The 18,074-nt window shown below is 60.3% G+C and carries 13 protein-coding genes; 6 read left to right on the top strand and 7 right to left on the bottom strand.

What is annotated here, in order from left to right:
* Both K419_RS0109565 and K419_RS0109560 read left to right on the top strand, forming a co-directional pair.
* Complete coding sequence (locus K419_RS0109565) at nucleotides 1-1,074, top strand: type IV pilus twitching motility protein PilT (RefSeq protein ID WP_026841387.1); 1,074 nt, start codon at nucleotides 1-3, stop codon at nucleotides 1,072-1,074.
* 3 nt (nucleotides 1,075-1,077) lie between these two features.
* Complete coding sequence (locus tag K419_RS0109560; protein WP_026841386.1) at nucleotides 1,078-2,247, top strand: aminotransferase; 1,170 nt, start codon at nucleotides 1,078-1,080, stop codon at nucleotides 2,245-2,247.
* A 162-nt stretch (nucleotides 2,248-2,409) separates the two neighbouring features.
* Here the strand turns inward: K419_RS0109560 and K419_RS0109555 are convergent, their stop codons facing one another.
* Entirely contained in the window at nucleotides 2,410-3,249 is an 840-nt protein-coding gene (locus K419_RS0109555) for an alpha/beta fold hydrolase (protein WP_026841385.1), read from the bottom strand.
* A 432-nt stretch (nucleotides 3,250-3,681) separates the two neighbouring features.
* Between K419_RS0109555 and K419_RS0109550 the strand changes: the two genes are divergently transcribed.
* Both K419_RS0109550 and K419_RS0109545 read left to right on the top strand, forming a co-directional pair.
* Nucleotides 3,682-3,900 (top strand): hypothetical protein, encoded by a 219-nt coding sequence (locus K419_RS0109550; RefSeq protein ID WP_026841384.1) that lies wholly within the window; start codon nucleotides 3,682-3,684, stop codon nucleotides 3,898-3,900.
* 54 nt (nucleotides 3,901-3,954) lie between these two features.
* Nucleotides 3,955-7,854, top strand: coding sequence for a multicopper oxidase domain-containing protein (locus tag K419_RS0109545; protein ID WP_026841383.1), 3,900 nt, complete (start codon nucleotides 3,955-3,957; stop codon nucleotides 7,852-7,854).
* 209 nt (nucleotides 7,855-8,063) lie between these two features.
* Here K419_RS0109545 and K419_RS0109540 read toward each other — a convergent pair whose 3' ends face one another.
* The 6 genes from K419_RS0109540 to glmU form a co-directional block, all read right to left on the bottom strand.
* The gene (locus K419_RS0109540; protein ID WP_026841382.1) at nucleotides 8,064-9,038 is read right to left on the bottom strand and encodes a sulfurtransferase; all 975 of its coding nucleotides are present in this window, start codon (nucleotides 9,036-9,038) and stop codon (nucleotides 8,064-8,066) included.
* Nucleotides 9,039-9,590: 552 nt separating this feature from the next.
* Nucleotides 9,591-10,100 (bottom strand): DsrE family protein, encoded by a 510-nt coding sequence (locus K419_RS0109535; protein ID WP_026841381.1) that lies wholly within the window; start codon nucleotides 10,098-10,100, stop codon nucleotides 9,591-9,593.
* A gap of 364 nt (nucleotides 10,101-10,464) precedes the next feature.
* Nucleotides 10,465-10,635 (bottom strand): hypothetical protein, encoded by a 171-nt coding sequence (locus K419_RS23525; protein ID WP_156912198.1) that lies wholly within the window; start codon nucleotides 10,633-10,635, stop codon nucleotides 10,465-10,467.
* A gap of 255 nt (nucleotides 10,636-10,890) precedes the next feature.
* The gene (locus K419_RS0109525; RefSeq protein WP_198013103.1) at nucleotides 10,891-11,523 is read right to left on the bottom strand and encodes a TetR/AcrR family transcriptional regulator; all 633 of its coding nucleotides are present in this window, start codon (nucleotides 11,521-11,523) and stop codon (nucleotides 10,891-10,893) included.
* Between the two features lie 330 nt (nucleotides 11,524-11,853).
* Complete coding sequence (gene glmS / locus K419_RS0109520; protein WP_026841379.1) at nucleotides 11,854-13,683, bottom strand: glutamine--fructose-6-phosphate transaminase (isomerizing); 1,830 nt, start codon at nucleotides 13,681-13,683, stop codon at nucleotides 11,854-11,856.
* 85 nt (nucleotides 13,684-13,768) lie between these two features.
* A complete protein-coding gene (gene glmU, locus K419_RS0109515; protein ID WP_026841378.1) occupies nucleotides 13,769-15,145 on the bottom strand; it encodes a bifunctional UDP-N-acetylglucosamine diphosphorylase/glucosamine-1-phosphate N-acetyltransferase GlmU in 1,377 nt (458 codons plus the stop codon).
* Between the two features lie 148 nt (nucleotides 15,146-15,293).
* Between glmU and K419_RS0109510 the strand changes: the two genes are divergently transcribed.
* Nucleotides 15,294-15,854, top strand: coding sequence for an MXAN_5187 C-terminal domain-containing protein (locus tag K419_RS0109510; protein ID WP_026841377.1), 561 nt, complete (start codon nucleotides 15,294-15,296; stop codon nucleotides 15,852-15,854).
* Nucleotides 15,851-17,701: a B12-binding domain-containing radical SAM protein gene (locus K419_RS0109505; RefSeq protein ID WP_026841376.1), complete on the top strand. Its 1,851-nt coding sequence runs from the start codon at nucleotides 15,851-15,853 to the stop codon at nucleotides 17,699-17,701. The genes K419_RS0109510 and K419_RS0109505 overlap by 4 nt, the downstream gene beginning before the upstream one ends.
* The last annotated feature ends 373 nt before the right edge of the window (nucleotides 17,702-18,074 follow it).

Genomic DNA, 18,074 nt, shown 5'->3' with positions numbered 1-18,074 from the left:
ATGGCAAGGATAGACGCACTGTTCAAGCTGTTGCACGAGGCCGGGGCCTCCGACCTGCACCTTTCCGCCGGGTCCCAGCCTATCTTCCGTTTGCGCGGCGAGATGGAGCGGCAGAACTTCAAGTCGCTTGCGCACGAGGAGCTGAAGGCGCTCCTTTACGAGATCCTGACCCCGAAGCAGCGCGAGACCTTCGAGGAGAAGCACGACCTCGACTTCGCCTATTCGGTTCCGGGCCTGGCGCGCTTCCGCGGCAACTACATGATGCAGCACCGGGGGATCGCGGCGGTGTTCCGCATCATTCCGAGCAAGATACTTTCCGCCGACGAGCTGGGGCTTCCGGAAGGGATCCGCAACCTGACCAAGCTCAGGAAGGGGCTGGTGCTGGTCACAGGTCCCACGGGGAGCGGCAAGTCCACCACACTCGCCGCGATGATCGACCTGATCAACTCTACCCGCAGGGAGCACATCCTGACGCTGGAGGACCCGCTGGAGTTCATCCACGAAAACAAGATGTCCCTTTTCAACCAGCGCCAGATAGGCGAGCACTCGGAAAGCTTCGCCAGCGCCTTGAGGGCGGCCCTCAGGGAGGACCCGGACGTGATCCTGGTAGGCGAGATGCGCGACCTCGAGACCATCGCCCTGGCCATGAGCGCCGCGGAGACCGGGCACCTGGTGTTCGGCACCCTGCACACCAGTTCCGCCGCGAAGACGGTGGACAGGATCATCGACGTCTTCCCCAAGGACGGGCAGGAGCAGGTGCGCGCCATCCTTTCCGAGTCGCTCAAGGGGGTGGTCTGCCAGCAGCTGTTGAAGACCGCTGACGGCAAGGGGAGGGCGGCCGCGCAGGAGATCATGGTCTGGAACGCCGCCATCGGGAACCTGATCCGGGAAGGTAAGACCTTCCAGATCCCGTCCATCATGCAGACCGGCAGAAAGGACGGGATGCAGCTCATGGACCAGCACATCCTCGACCTGTTGAAGACCAAGAAAATCGCACCCGAGGAGGCGTACCGCTGCTGCACTGACAAGAGGCAGTTCGAGCAGTACCTCCCGAACAAGCCGGCGGAGCAGTAGCCGGTGCGTTTCCCCGTTTCGCCGCAGATCGCCGGCGTGCACCCGCCTCCCATCTCCGAGGTGAAGAGTTGGCTCGCCGGCGCCCCCGCCGGGCTTCCCCTCATCGATCTCTGCCAGGCCATACCCGACTACCCCACGCCGCGGGAGCTCACCGACCACCTGTCGGAAGTGATGCTCGACCCGCACACCTCGCGCTACAGCATCGACGAGGGGCTTCCCGAGGTGCGGGAGGCGATCTGCGCCGGTTACCGCGAGCTCTACGGCGCCTGCATCGACCCCTCCCAGCTCATCCTCACCATCGGCGCGAGCCAGGCGTTCTGGCTCGCCATGGTTACCCTTTGCCGCGCCGGGGACGAGGTCATCGTCCAACTCCCTGCCTACTTCGACCACCCTATGGCGCTCGGGGTGCTCGGCATCCGTTGCGTCTACGCCCCGTTCGAAGAGGCAAGCGGCGGGCTCCCCAGTGTCGCCGCCATAGCTGCCCTGATCACAGAGAAGACCCGCGCCATCCTGCTGGTCACCCCCAGCAACCCCACCGGCGCCGTGATACCGCCCGAGACTGTGCGCGAACTGCACCGCCTCGCCGTCTCCCGCGACATCGCCCTGGTGCTGGACGAGACCTACAACAGCTTCATCACGGGGGGAGTCCGTCCCCACGACCTGTTCCAAGAGCCGGACTGGGGGGACCACTTCGTCCATATCGCCTCCTTCGGCAAGACCTTCGCGCTCACCGGATACCGCGCCGGGATGCTGGCAGCGTCCGAGGAGTTCATAAGCCACGCGCTGAAGGCGCAGGACACCATGGCGGTATGCCAGCCGCGCGTAACGCAGCACGCGGTGAAGTACGGCTTCGAGCACCTTTCGGGATGGGTCGCCGAGAACCGGGTCATGATGGAGAGAAGGCACGAGGTATTCCGCGCGGAGTTCGAGAAGCCTGGCAACGCCTTCATGCTGGTGGCGAGCGGCCCCTTCTTCGGCTGGGTGCGGCATCCGCTGACGGGAGCCACGGGGAGAGAGGTCGCCAGGCGACTGGTGGAGGAAGCGGGTATCCTGCTGCTGCCGGGGGAGGTGTTCGGGCCGGGGCTTGAGGGTTACCTGAGGCTCGCCTTTGGCAACATCAGAGAGGAGACCATACCCGAGGCGGTGGCGCGGTTCAGGGAATTCAAACCTTAAAGCCTGAAACCACTAGCCACGGAGAACATCTGAGAGAAGCGGGAATACTGGGAAAACAGAAGCATCGAGAAAAAAGGGACAGGCTACCTTTTCATAAAGTAGCCTGTCCCTTTTTGGTTTTCTCAGATTTTCTCCGTGGCTAATGGTTTTCGTCTTGCTGTTTCAAATAACCTCTTGCAGGAAATCGATCAGGCCGTCGTTCACTTCTTCGGCATGGGTCCAGTTGAGACCGTGGGGGGCTCCGGCTACTACTATCAACCGGCTCCCCTCGACGGCCTCGTGGGTTCTGCTGCCGGTCGCGGCAAAGGGAAGGATGCGGTCATCGTCACCGTGCATCACCAGGGTCGGGATGCGAATCCGCACCAGGTCGTCCCTGAAGTCGGCCAGCCAGGAGTCGACACAGGCCAGGGTCCCTATCGGCGAGGCGGCCGCGGCTATGCTCCAGGAGAGCCGCAGCAGCTCCTCGCTCACCTTCTTGCCGCCAAAGGCGTGCACGTTGTAGAAATTGGACAGGAAGCTGGTCAGAAAGGATGGGCGGTCGGCCCTGATGGCCTGCTTGATCTCCTCGAAGATATCGGCACCGAGCCCCGCCGCATTGTCCGCGGTCTTGCGCAAAAAGGGGGTCACCGCGGCCATGAAGACCGTCTTTTGCACCCGCTCGGTCCCGTACCGCCCCAGGTAGCGCGCCACTTCTCCTCCACCCATCGAAAAACCGACCAGCGCCGCTTTCCTCAGGTCGAGCCGGGTCATCAGCGCATGCAGGTCGTCCGCGAGGGTGTCGTAGTCATAGCCGGAGCCGGGCCTGCTCGACTGGCCGAACCCGCGCCGGTCGTAGGCGATGACCCGGAAACCGGCCTTCAGCAGCGCGGGGACCTGCCTCTCCCACGACCTGCTGCTGAGCGGCCAGCCGTGGATCAGCACCACCGGCTGCCCCTCTCCCATGTCCTCGTAGTAGAGATCGATGTTGCAGGAGTTTTCCTTTCCCACCGTGATGTAGTTCATTGAGCCTCTCCTCTTTTAGCCTCTGTTTTCAGGCGGTCAGTGCGCCGCAAGCCGCGGCGCAAGTGTTCAAATACTGCATTTTCCTGCCAAGTCAATTGCACCTGAAAGCTGGAAACCCGCTCTGGCGCCGCAACGAAAGGGTGCGAAAAATCTTCCAGCTGCGAAAAAAACCGCTGGGTCGCAGAACACTGTAAACAGGACCGTCATAATCCTTTTCCCCCGGCGCCCTGCGCAAAACGGGCAGGTCTCCTTATCGAGACCGACCCTCCTTCTAAAGTGCAACTTACCGGAATCACATCAAAATCAGTTCAAGTGAGAAACTGGCATAGTCCCTGTAATACAAAATGGCAACGGAATCAGAAAGAGGCTCCCGCCAAGGGGGTTGCTTGACTGGTTGTCACACCTGACTCCAACGATAAGGGGGTAACTGTTATGAAGCGGATCATCACTATGGCAGCAGGGTTTTTAGTCGCGCTATCCCTGGCCGCAACGGCGTACGCCGCTCCCAAGGGAGCGAACGTCCGCAAGAGCTCGCCGGGCATAGAGAATTCGAAAAAGGTGATGCAGTACCGAATACAGCGGGAAAAGAAGATGCAGGACGTGAGGAAGAAAGCACAACTGAAGAAGCAGCTGGCCAAGGCCGGAAAATAGCGGCCCAATTTTGCAATTGAACTCGGTAATTTCCGTAGGGCAATGGAGGACACTATGAACAGGCTGACGAAAACGCTAATGGCAGGCCTGGCTATGCTGGTGATGACTTTGGGCATTTACCCGCAGACCGCGCAGGCGATCGACGAGACGAAGGTCCCGCATTACTACGGACCGTATCCGAACTGGGCGCTCAGCCCGCTTCCTTTTAAGAACCTATCGACCGGCGTCGTCACGGGGGGCATCAAAAAATTCGTGAACAGGCTGCCGGGGCTCGGCGAGGCCAACGCCAACGACCTGGGGAACTTCCTCCCGGTGGCGGTCCCCGATACAACCACCTACGCCGATGCGGACTACTACGAGATCGGCCTGGTGCAGTACCGGCAGCAGATGCACTCCGACCTCCCGCCGACGCTTCTGCGCGGCTATGTGCAGCTCTCCACGGCGGTAGTCCCCGGCGGGCAGGTTGCGCTGACGAACGCCACCGTTGACGGCTCCCCCGACGTACCCATCATCGGCTACACCGGCGTCACCAAACCAAGCTACCTGGGCCCGGTCATCGTTGCCAAGAAGGACCGTCCGGTCCGCATCGTGTTCCGCAACCTGCTTCCGAACGGCGCCGGCGGCGACCTCTTCCTCCCGGTGGACTCCACCATGATGGGCTCCGGAATGGGGCCGATGGGAATGACCGATCCGGTGGACGGGAAAAGCGCGACCGACATGGTGCGTAACCCGATGTGCACCGACAACCCGAAATCCGACATGTGCTTCAAGGACAACAGGGCGACCCTGCACCTGCACGGCGGCGTGACCCCCTGGATCAGCGACGGTACTCCGCACCAATGGATCACCCCGAAGGACGAGATGACCTCCTGGCCCAAAGGGGTCAGCGTGATGAACGTCCCCGGCATGCCTGATCCGGGCCCGGGCGCCATGACCTTCTTCTACACCAACCAGCAGAGCGCAAGGCTCATGTTCTACCACGACCACGCCTGGGGCATCACCCGCCTGAACGTCTACGCTGGTGAGGCCGCGGGGTACATCATCCAGGACAACACCGAGCAGGCGCTTTTGGACAAGGGGCTCATCCCGGGTGCAACGGACACCATCCCGCTCATCATCCAGGACCGCACCTTCGTCCCCCCCGGCGACAAGACGACCCGCACCGGGCAGCTCTATGAATCGGACCCGACCTGGGACGCAAACCGCTGGGGCGGCTTTGGCAACCTCTGGTACCACCACGTCTACATGCCGGCGCAGAACCCTTCGGATCCCTCAGGCATGAGCGCCTTCGGCCGCTGGATGTACGGCCCCTGGTTCTGGCCGCCGGCAACGCCTAAGTATCCGCCGATCCCGAACCCGCGCTACAACATGGACCCGGTGACCGCCTTCACCACGCCTTTGGCGAAACCGTGCCTCTTGGGCGACCCGACCTCCTGGCAGTACCAGACCGACCCGTTCTGCGAGCCTGAACTGATCCCCGGCACCCCGAACATCTCGGTGGGCATGGAGCAGTTCAACGACACCCCGGTGGTTAACGGCACCGTCTACCCCTATACCACGGTCGATCCGAAGGCGTACCGCCTGCGCATCCTGAACGCCGCCAACGACCGCTTCTTCAACCTGCAGCTCTACGTAGCGGACACCACGGGTACCGAAGTTGCGCTCAAGGCCGCTGAGCTGGCGGCCGCTCAAGTGGACCCGAACGTCTTCCCGACCCCGGACACCGCCCTCTCCCCGAAAGGGCCGGACTGGATCCAGATAGGGAGCGAAGGAGGCTTCCTCCCCGCACCGGCGGTGATCCCGCCGCAGCCGATCACCTGGATCACCGATCCGACCCGCTTCGACGTGGGTAACGTGGACCAGCACTCCCTCGCCCTGGCGCCTGCCGAGCGGGCCGACGTCATCGTCGACTTCTCCAAGTACGCCGGGCAGACCCTGATCCTCTACAACGACGCCCCGGCAGCGTACCCCGCCAGGGTGGCGAGCTACGACTACTACACCGGCGCCCCCGACCTCTCTCCCAACGGCGCCCCCGGCGTCCTCCCGGGCTACGGCCCGAACACGAGGACCGTGATGCAGATCAAGGTCAATCCGCTTCCCGACCCGACTGTCCCCGCGCCCACCTTCGATCTGGCGGCGCTGCAGCAGGCGTTCACCCACCAGCTTGACGGGACCCCTAGCGTCTTCGAGACCGGTCAGCACCCGATCATCGTGGGGCAGGCCGCCTACAACTCCGCCTACGGCACCAAATTCGCGGCCTCTAGCTGGTGCAACGCCCCGGGTAGCACCAACCAGCTTTGCGATGGCTTCGCGCGCATCTCGGACCAAGGTGGCGATCTCTTCGGCTTCAACACGCTGCTGAACCAGGGGGGCAAACTCCAGATCCCGCTGCAGCCGAAGGCGCTCCATGACGAGATGAACGCCGTCGCCTTCGACGAGTTCGGCAGGATGACCGCGAACATAGGTCTCGAAGCCACTCCGGCCAAACCGGGTCTCCAGAACGTCATCCTCTACCCGTACGTGAACCCGCCGACCGAGCTGATCGACGGCACCAACCTCCCGAAAGGAGATCTGAACATAACCCCGATCACGACCGCAGATGGGACCCAGATCTGGAAAATCACCCATAACGGCGTAGACACGCACCCGATCCACTTCCACCTCTACGACGTGCAGGTACTGAACCGCGTGACCTGGGACAACATCATCATCCAGCCCGATGCAAACGAGCTGGGATGGAAGGACACCGTCCGGGTGAGCCCGCTTGAGGACACCATCGTGGCGCTGAGGCCGGTCGTCCCGACCCTGCCGTTCGAGATCCCGAACAGCGTCCGGCTGCTCAACCCGATGATGCCGGCAGGCTCCACCGCCATGTTCGAGCCGACCGATATCGGCGGCAACCCGACCGACCCCATCATCAACCAGTTGGTCAACTTCGGTTGGGAGTACGTCTACCATTGCCACATCCTGAGCCACGAAGAGATGGACATGATGCGGCCGGTATCGCTGGCGCTGCCTCCGAAACCTGCCGACGCGCTCACCTTCGCCATCAACGGCAACGGGAACAAAGCGAAACTGACCCTTAACTGGAACGACAACTCCATCACCGAGACGGCTTTCGTGGTGCAGAAAACCACCGACGGCACTACCTGGACCAACGTCGGGACCGTGCCGACTCCGCTGGGCGCGGTGAACAGCATCGGGCCGAAGAGCCTCGTGGATCCGGCCGCATACAACCCGAATCTGGTAGCCAAGTACCAGGTCGTGGCGCAGAATACCGTAGGTTACGGCGGCCAGATGCCGAGCCTGACCGTTACCTCGGTATCCGCTCCGCTTCTGACCGGCACCGTGCCGGCCGCACCGGCCGCACTGGTCGCCACCCTGCAGGCAGGACCGCAGGTAACCCTTAGCTTCACCGACAACGCCCTGACCGAGATCGGCTTTGTGGTCGAGCGCTCAGACAACGGCGGCGCCTTCGTCCAGATCGCCAAACTCGCGGCACGCGCCAACACGGGCGCCGTGACCTATGTCGACAAAACCGTGGCAGCCGCAGCAACCGACACCACCTACGTCTACCGCGTGGCGGCCATCAACGCCGCCGGCCTCTCCGGCTACGCGGTGACCGCACCGCTGCTGCTTCCGGCCCTGCCCGCCGCACCTGCAGGTTTCACCGCAGTCAACGGCCCCAACGGCACCGGCAACAACAGGAGCGTGATCCTGAATTGGCAGGATCTTTCCAGCAACGAGACCGGCTTCACCGTTCAGCGCGCCACCAACGCCACCTTCACCACCGGCGTGAGCAACACCACGGTGGGGGCAGGGGTGACCACGCTGACCCAGACCGGCCTGGCACGGAACACCAACTACCACTACAGGGTCCGCGCCAACAACGGGAGCATCGTCTCCTCCGCATGGGTAGCCGCAACTCCTTCGCCCATACTGACCAACCCGTAACCTCAACCCAAGCCCCGGGAGGACGAGTTTCCTCCCGGGCAACTTTCCAGGCAAAAAGAAGAGGCCCCCGGTTGTAGCCGGAGGGCCTCTTCTTTTACCTTGATCTGATAGTCATTCTCGGCGCTGCACGAAAATTACGTTCCCCCCTTTGCGAAGGGTGGGCAGGGGGGATTTGCCTCCGGTGCACCAGCTGGAAATCCCCTTAAATCTTATCTCGCCGTGGCGACCGCGGGGTTCAGGTCGCACCCGGTCTCGATGGGGAGGCTCGCGTCTTTGGACCAGCCGATCCATGAGCTGTCGTAGTTGTGCAGCTTGTTCAGCGGGTAGCCAAGCAGGTAGAAGGTGAACATCGCCTGGGTGGAGCGCACTCCCGACTGGCAGAAGAAATACTGGTCTTTCTTGCCGTCTACACCGAGCTTCTTCAAAATCGCCTGCGCCTCGGCCGCAGTGAGCCACTCGCCTGCGTTCTCCTTCTTCTTGAAGATCGCCCAGTCGCTATGCTTGCCCCAGGGGATGCGCCCTTTCCGGTAAGCCCCTCTCTTCAGCTCTTCGCCGCAGTACTCCTTGCGGTCGCGGTTGTCCCAGAGCTGCCCCTTGGCCGGGTCTTTAAGCGCGAGGATCTCCGGGGTTTCGACCCTGCTGCGCGGCAGGGCGACTTTGGCCACGAACGCCCCGGTCCTGGCTGCATCCGGCGCCAGGATCGCCGTCTCGTACCCGGCTTCCTTCCAGGCCTTGATCCCGCCGTCAAGCACCCTCACGTCGCCTTTGCCGTAGTACAGGAAGGCCCACCAAAGGCGCGTCGCATCGTACTTGGTGTCGTAGACGACCACCTTGGAATCCTTGTTGATGCCGAGCCCCTGCGCCAGCTTGGTGAAACCTGCTGCGTCGATCAGGTTGCCCGTCACCCCGTTTTGCGTGGCCGCGGGGGCCTCGTAGGCAGGGCGGTCCACCTGGAACGAGCCAGGTATGTGTCCGAGACGGTACTCGACGTCATTCTCCGCCGCGATGATCACCAGTTTTTTGTCCTTCGCGTCGATGAGCTGCTTCAGCTCCTTTGCCGTGATCAGGGCTGAGCCGCGTGCATATCCCTTGTACCCCTGCTGTTGTTTCGCCCAGGACGTCCCCGCCAGGCCGATTATCAGCGCCAGAACAGAAAGGAGCCGTACCGGATATTTGCCTATCATTGCCTACCTCCGTGCTAAAGTTTTAAAAAAGTCCGCAGGGAGTACATACTACTAAAGTAGTCAAGTTTGCAACTGTTTTTTTAACCATTTTAGTAGGGTATTTCGTCGGACCTTTCACCTCGGACGCGACGGGAAAGGCATAGGAGATAAAAACCGTCTGCATGGAGACAATCGTAGCGAGGAAAAGAAAAGTGCCGGCTGCGGCAATCGCAACTGGCACTTCCGTTTGTTTCCTGGTTTATGGAAAAAGGTTCACAGTAAGGATGTGGCAGGGCAAGATGACCAGATGGCGCTCCTGACGGCGGTGTTTTGGCGGTTTATTCAATAGGACCGTGCTTGCTGCTTTATAACTGCAATTCCCCAGTGTTTTGATATCTCACAACCATTCACTCAAAATACTACAGCTGTGAATCGTTTTCGAGGCATCCGAAGAAGAGCGCCCCGTATCCGGGGCGCTCTCATGTTACAGCCTTATTTGACCATATACAGGTACAACTGTCACATTTGCGACCAAAACAGCTTGTGCACTTCCACTAAACTCAATCTTCCCCGCTAAAAAACGGGAACGAGGCTAAAACCTTTGGCCTGATAGCCGATCAGCGAGATAAAACCGTTGTTGACTAGCTTGAGCTCCGGCAACAACGAGTCGTTAGATACTTTAAAGAAGTTTGTGGCAATTTGGCATATTTCCATCTTAACCCCCTTAGTTTTTAGCCCTTTGATGGAAGCGGCGATCGAGGCAAGAGACTCCTGCTGTTTCGCACCCAACTCGACATCCGGTTTGGTTGTCAAAAAGCGAACGGTCGGGCCGACGAATACGATGATGAAATCGGGCCTTACTTTCTGGGCGGCCATGCTTTCGTAAGTATCTTTGATAATGTTCAGATATAGTGCCGTTTTCTGTGGGCTATCCTGGTTTATCAAAAAAATACCTTTCCCCTGTTTTACCCCTTTGAGTGCGACGGCGTCGGTGACTTGCCCGGCCCAGGCATTCATGCCTGTTGTGAGAGAAAAAACCAACAAAATTGCTACCATTACCATTTTCGCTGCAATTCTTGCCATTGTTCATACTCCTTTCGTTTTCCTGCGAGGTAGAGAGGGCGGGATTCTGCCTTTGGTAACACTTCCCCGTGATATATAATCGCCAGAGACAGTAGGTCGCAAGGTTAACAGATTGCCCCCTTTTTAGACCACCCCCTAGCGAGGTGGCATAGTGACATCAATAACGCCTTGTTCGTGCATCTGATACAAATCTGCCTTTTACATTTGTCAGTAGTGAACGGATTTCATCCACCATGTTCCCGCCGTCTATGCCTGCTTTTTGTAGCAATTCACCCCAACTCGCTTCGCCCTTCCTTACCTTCTTTAAAAGCTGGCTGGGGCTTCGGCCTGTCTGGCGTGCTAGGACAGAGGCAATGATCGTCTCCTAGTCGGTGGCTCCGTCGCGGCGCAGTGCCTCAAGCTCCCCGTGCTTCCCGAACTCCTTTCCAGCCAACGCACTATCGACGATGAAGCTGGAAAGTACCCCTTCGTCAACTCCGCTGTTCAGGGTTGCTGTGAACTGTGGGGGCAGCTTAGCCCTTTCTTGGTCGAGCAAACCGAGCACTCGTTTTGTACATGTTTGTATTGTTTTTATGAGGACCCCACAGGGATCCCCGCAACATCCTTCTAATTGGGCCATCTGAAGCCAACATCCCTAAATAAGGAAGGGTGAGATTGTCAGCGACAGCTTGCGCAAGCCCTCCGCTTTTCTGATAAAGAACGAGCGCTCGGTTTTTATCACGATTGAAGAAAAAAAAACAGCTAAAAAGTATTAGGTGGTTTTTTGTTACAGCAGGGGGGAGGTGGGCTTTTAAAGGGAGACTCCGCGCCAGGCGCACTTCCAGGCCGTGTCGAGATGTTTGGAAAGGGGGCCTTCAATAGTGCAGTCCAGACGTAGGTTAATCAATCGGAACATCCCGCCAAAGAGACAACTGGTGACAAGGACGAGTTCGATGTCTTTGATCTCTTTATTGGCAATACCGACTTGGACGATTTCCCCCATCATTGCTAACGGTTTGGACGAACAGATGGGGGTAGCTGAAGGGATGAACTCGCGGTGCTTAGCGTAGAGCATGAACTCCATTTCTGCCGGTCTGGTCTCTGTCAACTCAAAGAGCAGTGCCATGATGGCCCTGCATCGGTCGTGGGCTGTGTCGTAACGCAGCATTATTTCTTCAAAAGCGCGGGTACTTTTCTCCAGCAGATTGTTGTAAAGTACTTTTGCTATTTCCTCCTTGCTTGAAAAATGATGATAAACAGCACCGATGCTGATATTTGCATCACGCCGGATGTCTTGAGTAGAGGTGTTGAAGTAGCCTTTAGTGGTAAACAGCACCAAGGCGGAATTGAGGATCTTTTCGCGAAGATCCTCATTGTCACTAATGTTTTTAGGGCGCCTGCCCATTCCTACCCCCTTTGTAAATGCCACATCGTACTTCGGCATGACATCATAACCAGAAAGGGAAATCAAATCAATCCCCGCTACCAGCAGGTTTCGGTGCCAGGTCGTGTCCCCTTGGCCCTCTTCCTATAGCACTCGGGCTCGGCGCAGACGGCGGATTGCCTATACTTGCTTTTGAAATTTAAGTCATTGACTTTCCAAATGTTGCGCTTACCTATTTTCCCATTTGAACAAAAGGGGAGACAGCCTAAACTGTCTCCCCCAATCACCAGTGCTATACATCACTGAAGGATCTCGCCCTGAAATGGGCTAGTTCACAACTTTATTTTCCGGTTTAGGAGTTTATTCCTCTCTACAATTTCCTTATGCCGACTATTCGACCGTGACGCTCTTGGCCAGGTTCCTCGGCTGGTCGACGTCGGTCCCCTTGAGGACCGCTACGTGGTAGGCCAGAAGCTGCATGGGGATGGAGAGGATCAACGGGCTCACGTCGCAGCCGTCTTCGGGAATCTCCAGCGCGACCTCGACCTTGTCCTTCACTTCCTGGTCACCCTCGCTGCAGACGGCGATGACCCGACCGCCGCGGGCGATGACCTCTTCCATGTTGGAAAAGACCTTGTCGTAGTTGGGTCCCTTGGGGACCAGCACCACGACGGGCATGTGCTCGTCGATGAGCGCGATGGGACCGTGCTTCATCTCGCCTGCGGCATACCCTTCGGCATGGATGTAGGAAATCTCCTTCAGTTTCAGCGCGCCTTCGAGGGCGATGGGGTAGTTCATGCCGCGCCCCAAATAGAGGAAGTCGCGCGCCTGCAAATAGTTCCTGGCAACCTTCTCGACCTGCTCGTTCAGCTTCAGCGCCTCTTCCATCAGGGCCGGGACCCGGACCACGGCGGCGATGAGATCCCTACCCTCTTCCATGCTCATGACTTCACGGGAGCGCCCGAGACGGATGGTGAAGAGGTAGAGGGCGATCAGCTGGGTGACGAAGGCCTTGGTGGAGGCGACCCCGATCTCGGGACCGGCGTGGGTGTAGATGACGCCGTCGGCCTCGCGGGCGATGGAGGAGTCGACCACGTTGCAGATGGCGACGCACTTGCCGCCGCGGCGCTTCGACTCGCGCATGGCGGCCAGGGTGTCGGCGGTCTCGCCGGACTGCGAGATGAGCATCACCAGGGTATTTTCGTCGACGACGGGGTTTCTGTAGCGGAACTCGGAGGCGATGTCGACTTCGACCGGGACCCGGCAGTGCTCCTCGATCAGGAACTTCCCGACGAGTGCCGCGTGCCACGAGGTGCCGCAGGCGATGATGCAGATGCGGTTGATCCCCTTGAGTGCTGCGTCGTCGAGGGAGAGGTCTTCGAGATAGACATCCCCTTGCTCTTCCCTAAGCCTCCCGGCGATGGTGTCCCTCACGGCACGGGGCTGCTCGAAGATCTCCTTGAGCATGAAATGCTTGTAGCCACCCTTCTCGGCCATGTGCGCGGACCAGTCGATGTGGCGCGGCACCTTGTTGAGCACGCCCCCTGCGACGTTGCTGAAGGTTGCACTCCCCCCCTTGAAGACGACCATCTCGCCGTCCTCCATGAAGATCATGGAGCGGGTGTGGGAAAGGATGGCCGGGATGTCGGAGGCGACGTAGAACTCGCCGTCGCCGATCCCCACTACCATGGGGGAGCCGAGCTTGGCGGCGATCATCTCGTCGGGGTCGTTCTCGCTCACGATGCAGATGGCGTAGGCCCCTTTCAATACAGCCAGGGCCTCGCGCACCGCCTGCTCGAAACTGTCGCAACTCTTCAGGCGCTGGTCGATCAGGTGGGAGATTACTTCGGTGTCGGTCTCGCTCTTGAATACGTGCCCCTGCCCTTTCAGCTCCTCGCGCAGCTGCAGGTAGTTCTCGATGATGCCGTTATGCACCACCACTATGGGGCCCGCCTGGTGCGGGTGTGCGTTGATTTCGGAGGGGCGGCCGTGGGTGGCCCAGCGGGTGTGGCCTATGCCGACGGTGCCGGTCACCGGGCTTGCCGCCAGGAGCTTTTCCAGGTTGGAGAGCTTCCCTTCGCTGCGCCTGATGCTTGCCTTGCCGTCGCTGATGGTGCAGATGCCGGCGGAATCGTAACCGCGGTATTCCAGTCTCCTCAGCCCTTCAATGATGATCGAGGTGGCTTCTTGCCTCCCGGTGAATCCTACGATGCCGCACATTTTGACTCCGTGTTTCGCTAATTAAGTTCGCGGTCTGCCGCCAAAGACGTTACAGATTACCATCTTGGGCAGGGTAGTTACAGTTTTATTTTTTCCTCAGCATATACCCTTCCTTGTTCACCTGGGGCGAGCGGGCGATGGCGAGCGAGTCGGCGGGGACGTCCTTGGTGACGGTGGTCCCGGCTGCGATCAGGGAGTTCCTCCCCACGGTGACCGGCGCCACCAGCTGCACGTCGCTCCCCACGAAGACGCCGTCCTCGATCACGGTCTTGTGTTTTTTCACCCCGTCGTAGTTGCAGGTGATGGTGCCGCAGCCGATGTTCACGTCCCGGCCGATGGTGGCGTCCCCCAGGTAGGTGAGATGGGAGGCCTTGGACCCCTCTCCCATGAACGCCTTCTTGGTCTCTACGAAGTTGCCGATCTTGACGTGGGCGGAGAGTTCGGTCCCAGCACGCAGGTGCGCCATGGGGCCTATGGCCGCCTCGGGCCCGACCTTGGAATCCTCCAGCACGCTCCCCGCCTTGACTACGACGTCGTCGGCTATGCTGCAGTTCTGGATCAGCGACCCCTGGCCGATGACGCAGCGCTCGCCGATCACGGTGTTTCCCTCGATGGTGGCCCCCGGGTAGACCACGCTGTCGCGCCCGATGCGGACGCCGCGGTCGATGTAGACCGCCTCGGGGTCGATCATGGTGACGCCGGAGAGCATCAGTTCGCGGTTGATCCGCCCACGCAAAACGCGCGCCGCCTCGGCCATCTGGGCCCGGTCGTTGACCCCGCTGATCTCCCGCGGGTCGGCGACCTTGTAGCTCAGGCAGGCAAGCCCCTGCTGTGCCGCCTGCCGCACCACGTCGGTGAGATAGTACTCCCCTTGGGCGTTGTCGTTCTTGATGGTGGCTATCGCCTTTTCCAGGAAGGCGCGGTCGATGCAGTAGACCCCGGCGTTGACCTCATCTATCAGGCGCTCCTTTTCAGTCGCGTCCTTCTCCTCGGTGATGGCGGTGACCTTTCCGGTTGCGTCCTTCACGATCCTGCCGTAGCCGAAAGGATTAGCCAGGGCCGCGGTCATCACGGTGATGCAGGCTTTAGTCTCACGATGCGCCTTGAGCATCCCCGCGATGCTTTGGGCCTCGAGAAGCGGGGTGTCGCCGCAGAGGATCAGCACCGTGTCCGCGCCGGGATCAAGCTCGGTCATGGCGCACCGTACCGCGTGCCCGGTCCCGAGTTGCTCGGACTGCAGGGCGAAGCTCACCTCCCCCCGGCCGGCGAAAAGTTCACGTACCTTCTCCTGCTGATGGCCGACCACCAGCACGCAGCGCTCCACGTCGGAGGCAAAGGCCGCGGCGACGGGCCATTGAATCATCGGCACGCCGGCCACCGGATGCATCACCTTGACCAAGCCGGACTTCATCCTGGTCCCCATGCCTGCTGCCAGTACGATCGCGGATATCTTGTTACCCATATAGGTCCCCCCTGCCAGCAAATTGCTCTTTTTTAACAATATTGACCCACCCAGTCAAGTTGTTTCCCTGGGTTAGCGGCCTCTCCGAACCCGTTTTTTCTCATTTACACGATTGTAACTAATCGTTATAGTCGCATTTGGAGGTTCCATGGGGGTCCAAGAGGATATAGCGCGCCTGGAAGTCGACCTGCGCGAGCTCATCATCAAGTACGAGCAGTACTTCTTCGGCATTGAGAAGAGAGAACCGCTGAGACTCCTTGATACAGTCGAGCGCGCAATGAGGCGGTACCAGAATGTGAGCATTCCCAACACGAGCCAGAGATTCAAGTACGAGTCGCTGGTCTCCACGCTGAGCGTGCACAAGCAGAAGTGGACCCGCACCAACCGCCTCATCGAGGAGGGGAAGTTCCAGCGGGACCGCTTCCGGATGTCGCTGCACCAAAAGGACACCCCCAAAGAACAGACCGCCGCAGCCCCCCCTTCCAAGCCGGCCCACGACCCCCAGTTGGATACCGTGTACCAGCAGTACATCGACGCCCGCCGGGCCTGCAACCTGCCGGTGGAGAACGTCACCCGCGAAAAGGTTGCCGAGGCGATCAGCCGCCAGAAACCCGCCCTGATGGAAAAGTACCGCTGCAAGGACGTCGACTTCGTCGTCGTCATCGAAGGGGGGAAACCCTCCCTGAAGGCCCGCCCGAAAAATTCATGAACATTACGCTCATAGCCATACATCCGGAGCGCTCGCCGCAGGCGGTGCCGCTTGCCTGCGCCTTTCTCAAGGAGGCACTTCTTGCCGATGCATCTTTGCGCGGGAAGGTAGAGGCCGAGGTCCTGGAATTTTTCCTGGGCGACGACCCGGCGCGCTGCGCCGAAAGCATCGCCCAAGCAAAGCCTCAGTTGGTCGCTTTCTCGGTCTACGTCTGGAGCCGGGAGAGCGCCATCGAGACGGCGCGCGAGCTCCGGTCCCGAGTCCCGGGGGTGGTGATCTGCGCCGGGGGTGCGGAACCCACGGCGAACCCGGCGGGCCTTCTGGAGACCGGCCTCTTCGACTTCCTGGTGCGCGGCGAGGGGGAGGGGCCCTTCCTGCAGGCGGTAAAGCTCCTGGCTCAGGGAGCGGTGCCGCAGGGGGTGCCGGGCGTGGTCCTGCCGGGTGAGGCGCCAGGAGCGCTCCCCGCCCCGCTCGACCTGGAACAGATCCCTTCCCCTTACCTTTCCGGTCAGCTCGACCCTGCCGTCCCCGGCGGCGCCCTCTGGCAGCTCTCCCGCGGGTGCGACTTCGCCTGCGCCTTTTGCTACGACCACAAGGGAAACGGCGGGGTCAGGCGCTTCGCGCTCAAGCGGATCGAGGCTGAGCTCAGGCTTTTCGCGCGCCTTCGGGTCCCCCAGGTGTTCGTGCTGGACTCGACCTTCAACAAGGTGCCGCAGCGGGCCAAGGAGATCCTGCGCCTGATCAGGAAGCTGGCGCCGGGCGTGCACTTCCACTTCGAGGTGCGCAGCGAGTTCATCGACGCGGAGATGGCGGAGCTCTTCGCCTCCATCACCTGTTCGCTGCAGATCGGCCTGCAAAGTGCGGATCCGGCGGTCTTGCGCGGGGTAGGGCGCGGCTTTGACCGCGACGACTTCGTCATGCGCGCTTCCCTGTTGAACCGTACCGGCGCCATCTTCGGCTTCGACCTCATCTACGGCCTGCCCGGCGACAGCTTGAAGCTCTTCCGCTCCTCGCTCGATTTCGCCCTCTCGCTCTATCCGAACCACCTGGACATCTTCCCGCTTGCCGTGCTCCCCGGCACCCGGCTGCACGCCAAAGCGGACGCGCTGGGACTGGAGCACCTGAAGGTTCCCCCCTATACGGTCCTCTCCACCCAGACCTTTTCCGCTAAGGAGCTGAAAGAGGCGTCGGGGCTGGCGGCGGCCTGCGACGTTTTCTACAGCCGTGGCAAGGCGGTGGCCTGGTTCAACGCGGTCACCTCCACGCTGAAGCTCTCCCCGAGCGCCTTCCTGGCCGGCTTCGCCGCCCTTCTGGGCGAACGGGCCGAGAAAGGGGAAAAGGAGATCGCGGAAGGGGAGATCTGGGGGCTGCAGCGGGAGTTCCTGACCGCTCTTTTCCAGCAGAAGAAGAAGGCGCGTCTGCTCCCCCTGGCGCTAGACCTCGCCGACTACCACCACTACTATGCGGAGGCGCTCCTCGCCGCGCCCCTCGTGCCTGCCCGTAAGCCGCGCAACTCCGACCTGCTGCAGAGGCCGCTCTCGCTTTGCGCGGCCGTCACGCTCGCGCGCTTCAACTACGAGATCCTGGACATGCTGGAAGCCGGCGACTTTGACCTGCGCGAGTTCGCAGACTGCTTCGAGCCGGCCGGTTCCTGCGCCATCATCTACCCGGCCGAGGGGGAAGTGGCGACGGAGTCGGTGTCGCCGGCATACTTCGAGCTGCTGCGCTTGTTGGACGGCAAACGCAGCGCCGGCGAGATCTGCAAAGAACTCGGGCTCCCCATCACGGACGCACTCCCCTTCCTGGAGTTCGTGGTCAGCGACGGGGTCGCCACCTTCAGCCGTTGACCGGCCGCTCGTGAGGCTTCCGGGCCTCTCATGGCTGCCGGCTAATTGTATTTCAGCAACTGTATCCCGCTTCTCCTGTCCTCTATCTCATAGCTCCAGCGCTATACTCATTGTCGTTCCCCGCTCACTGTCCTGTCTCATATTTTATTGTATACTCCAATTAACCTCCTCATAACTACTTATTTCCACACTGTTTTGGTGGAAACCCGCCTATTTGTAAAACAAACTTTAGTGAATTTATTTAGTTCTGCCAATCGTTCAAAAAGCGCAATGAGGTAAATTTGTCGGGAAAGTTGTATCCTCCTTATTAATTGACGCTTTTTCAGTTGATTTATCCGCCTAACAGTATTACATTAGCCGCCGTTGCGAGCGC

This window comes from Citrifermentans bremense R1 (assembly GCF_000426865.1).
GTDB lineage: Bacteria > Desulfobacterota > Desulfuromonadia > Geobacterales > Geobacteraceae > Geomonas > Geomonas bremensis.
The sequence above is the reverse complement of the archived record's forward strand: the minus strand, read 5'-3'. Positions and strand labels throughout refer to the sequence as shown.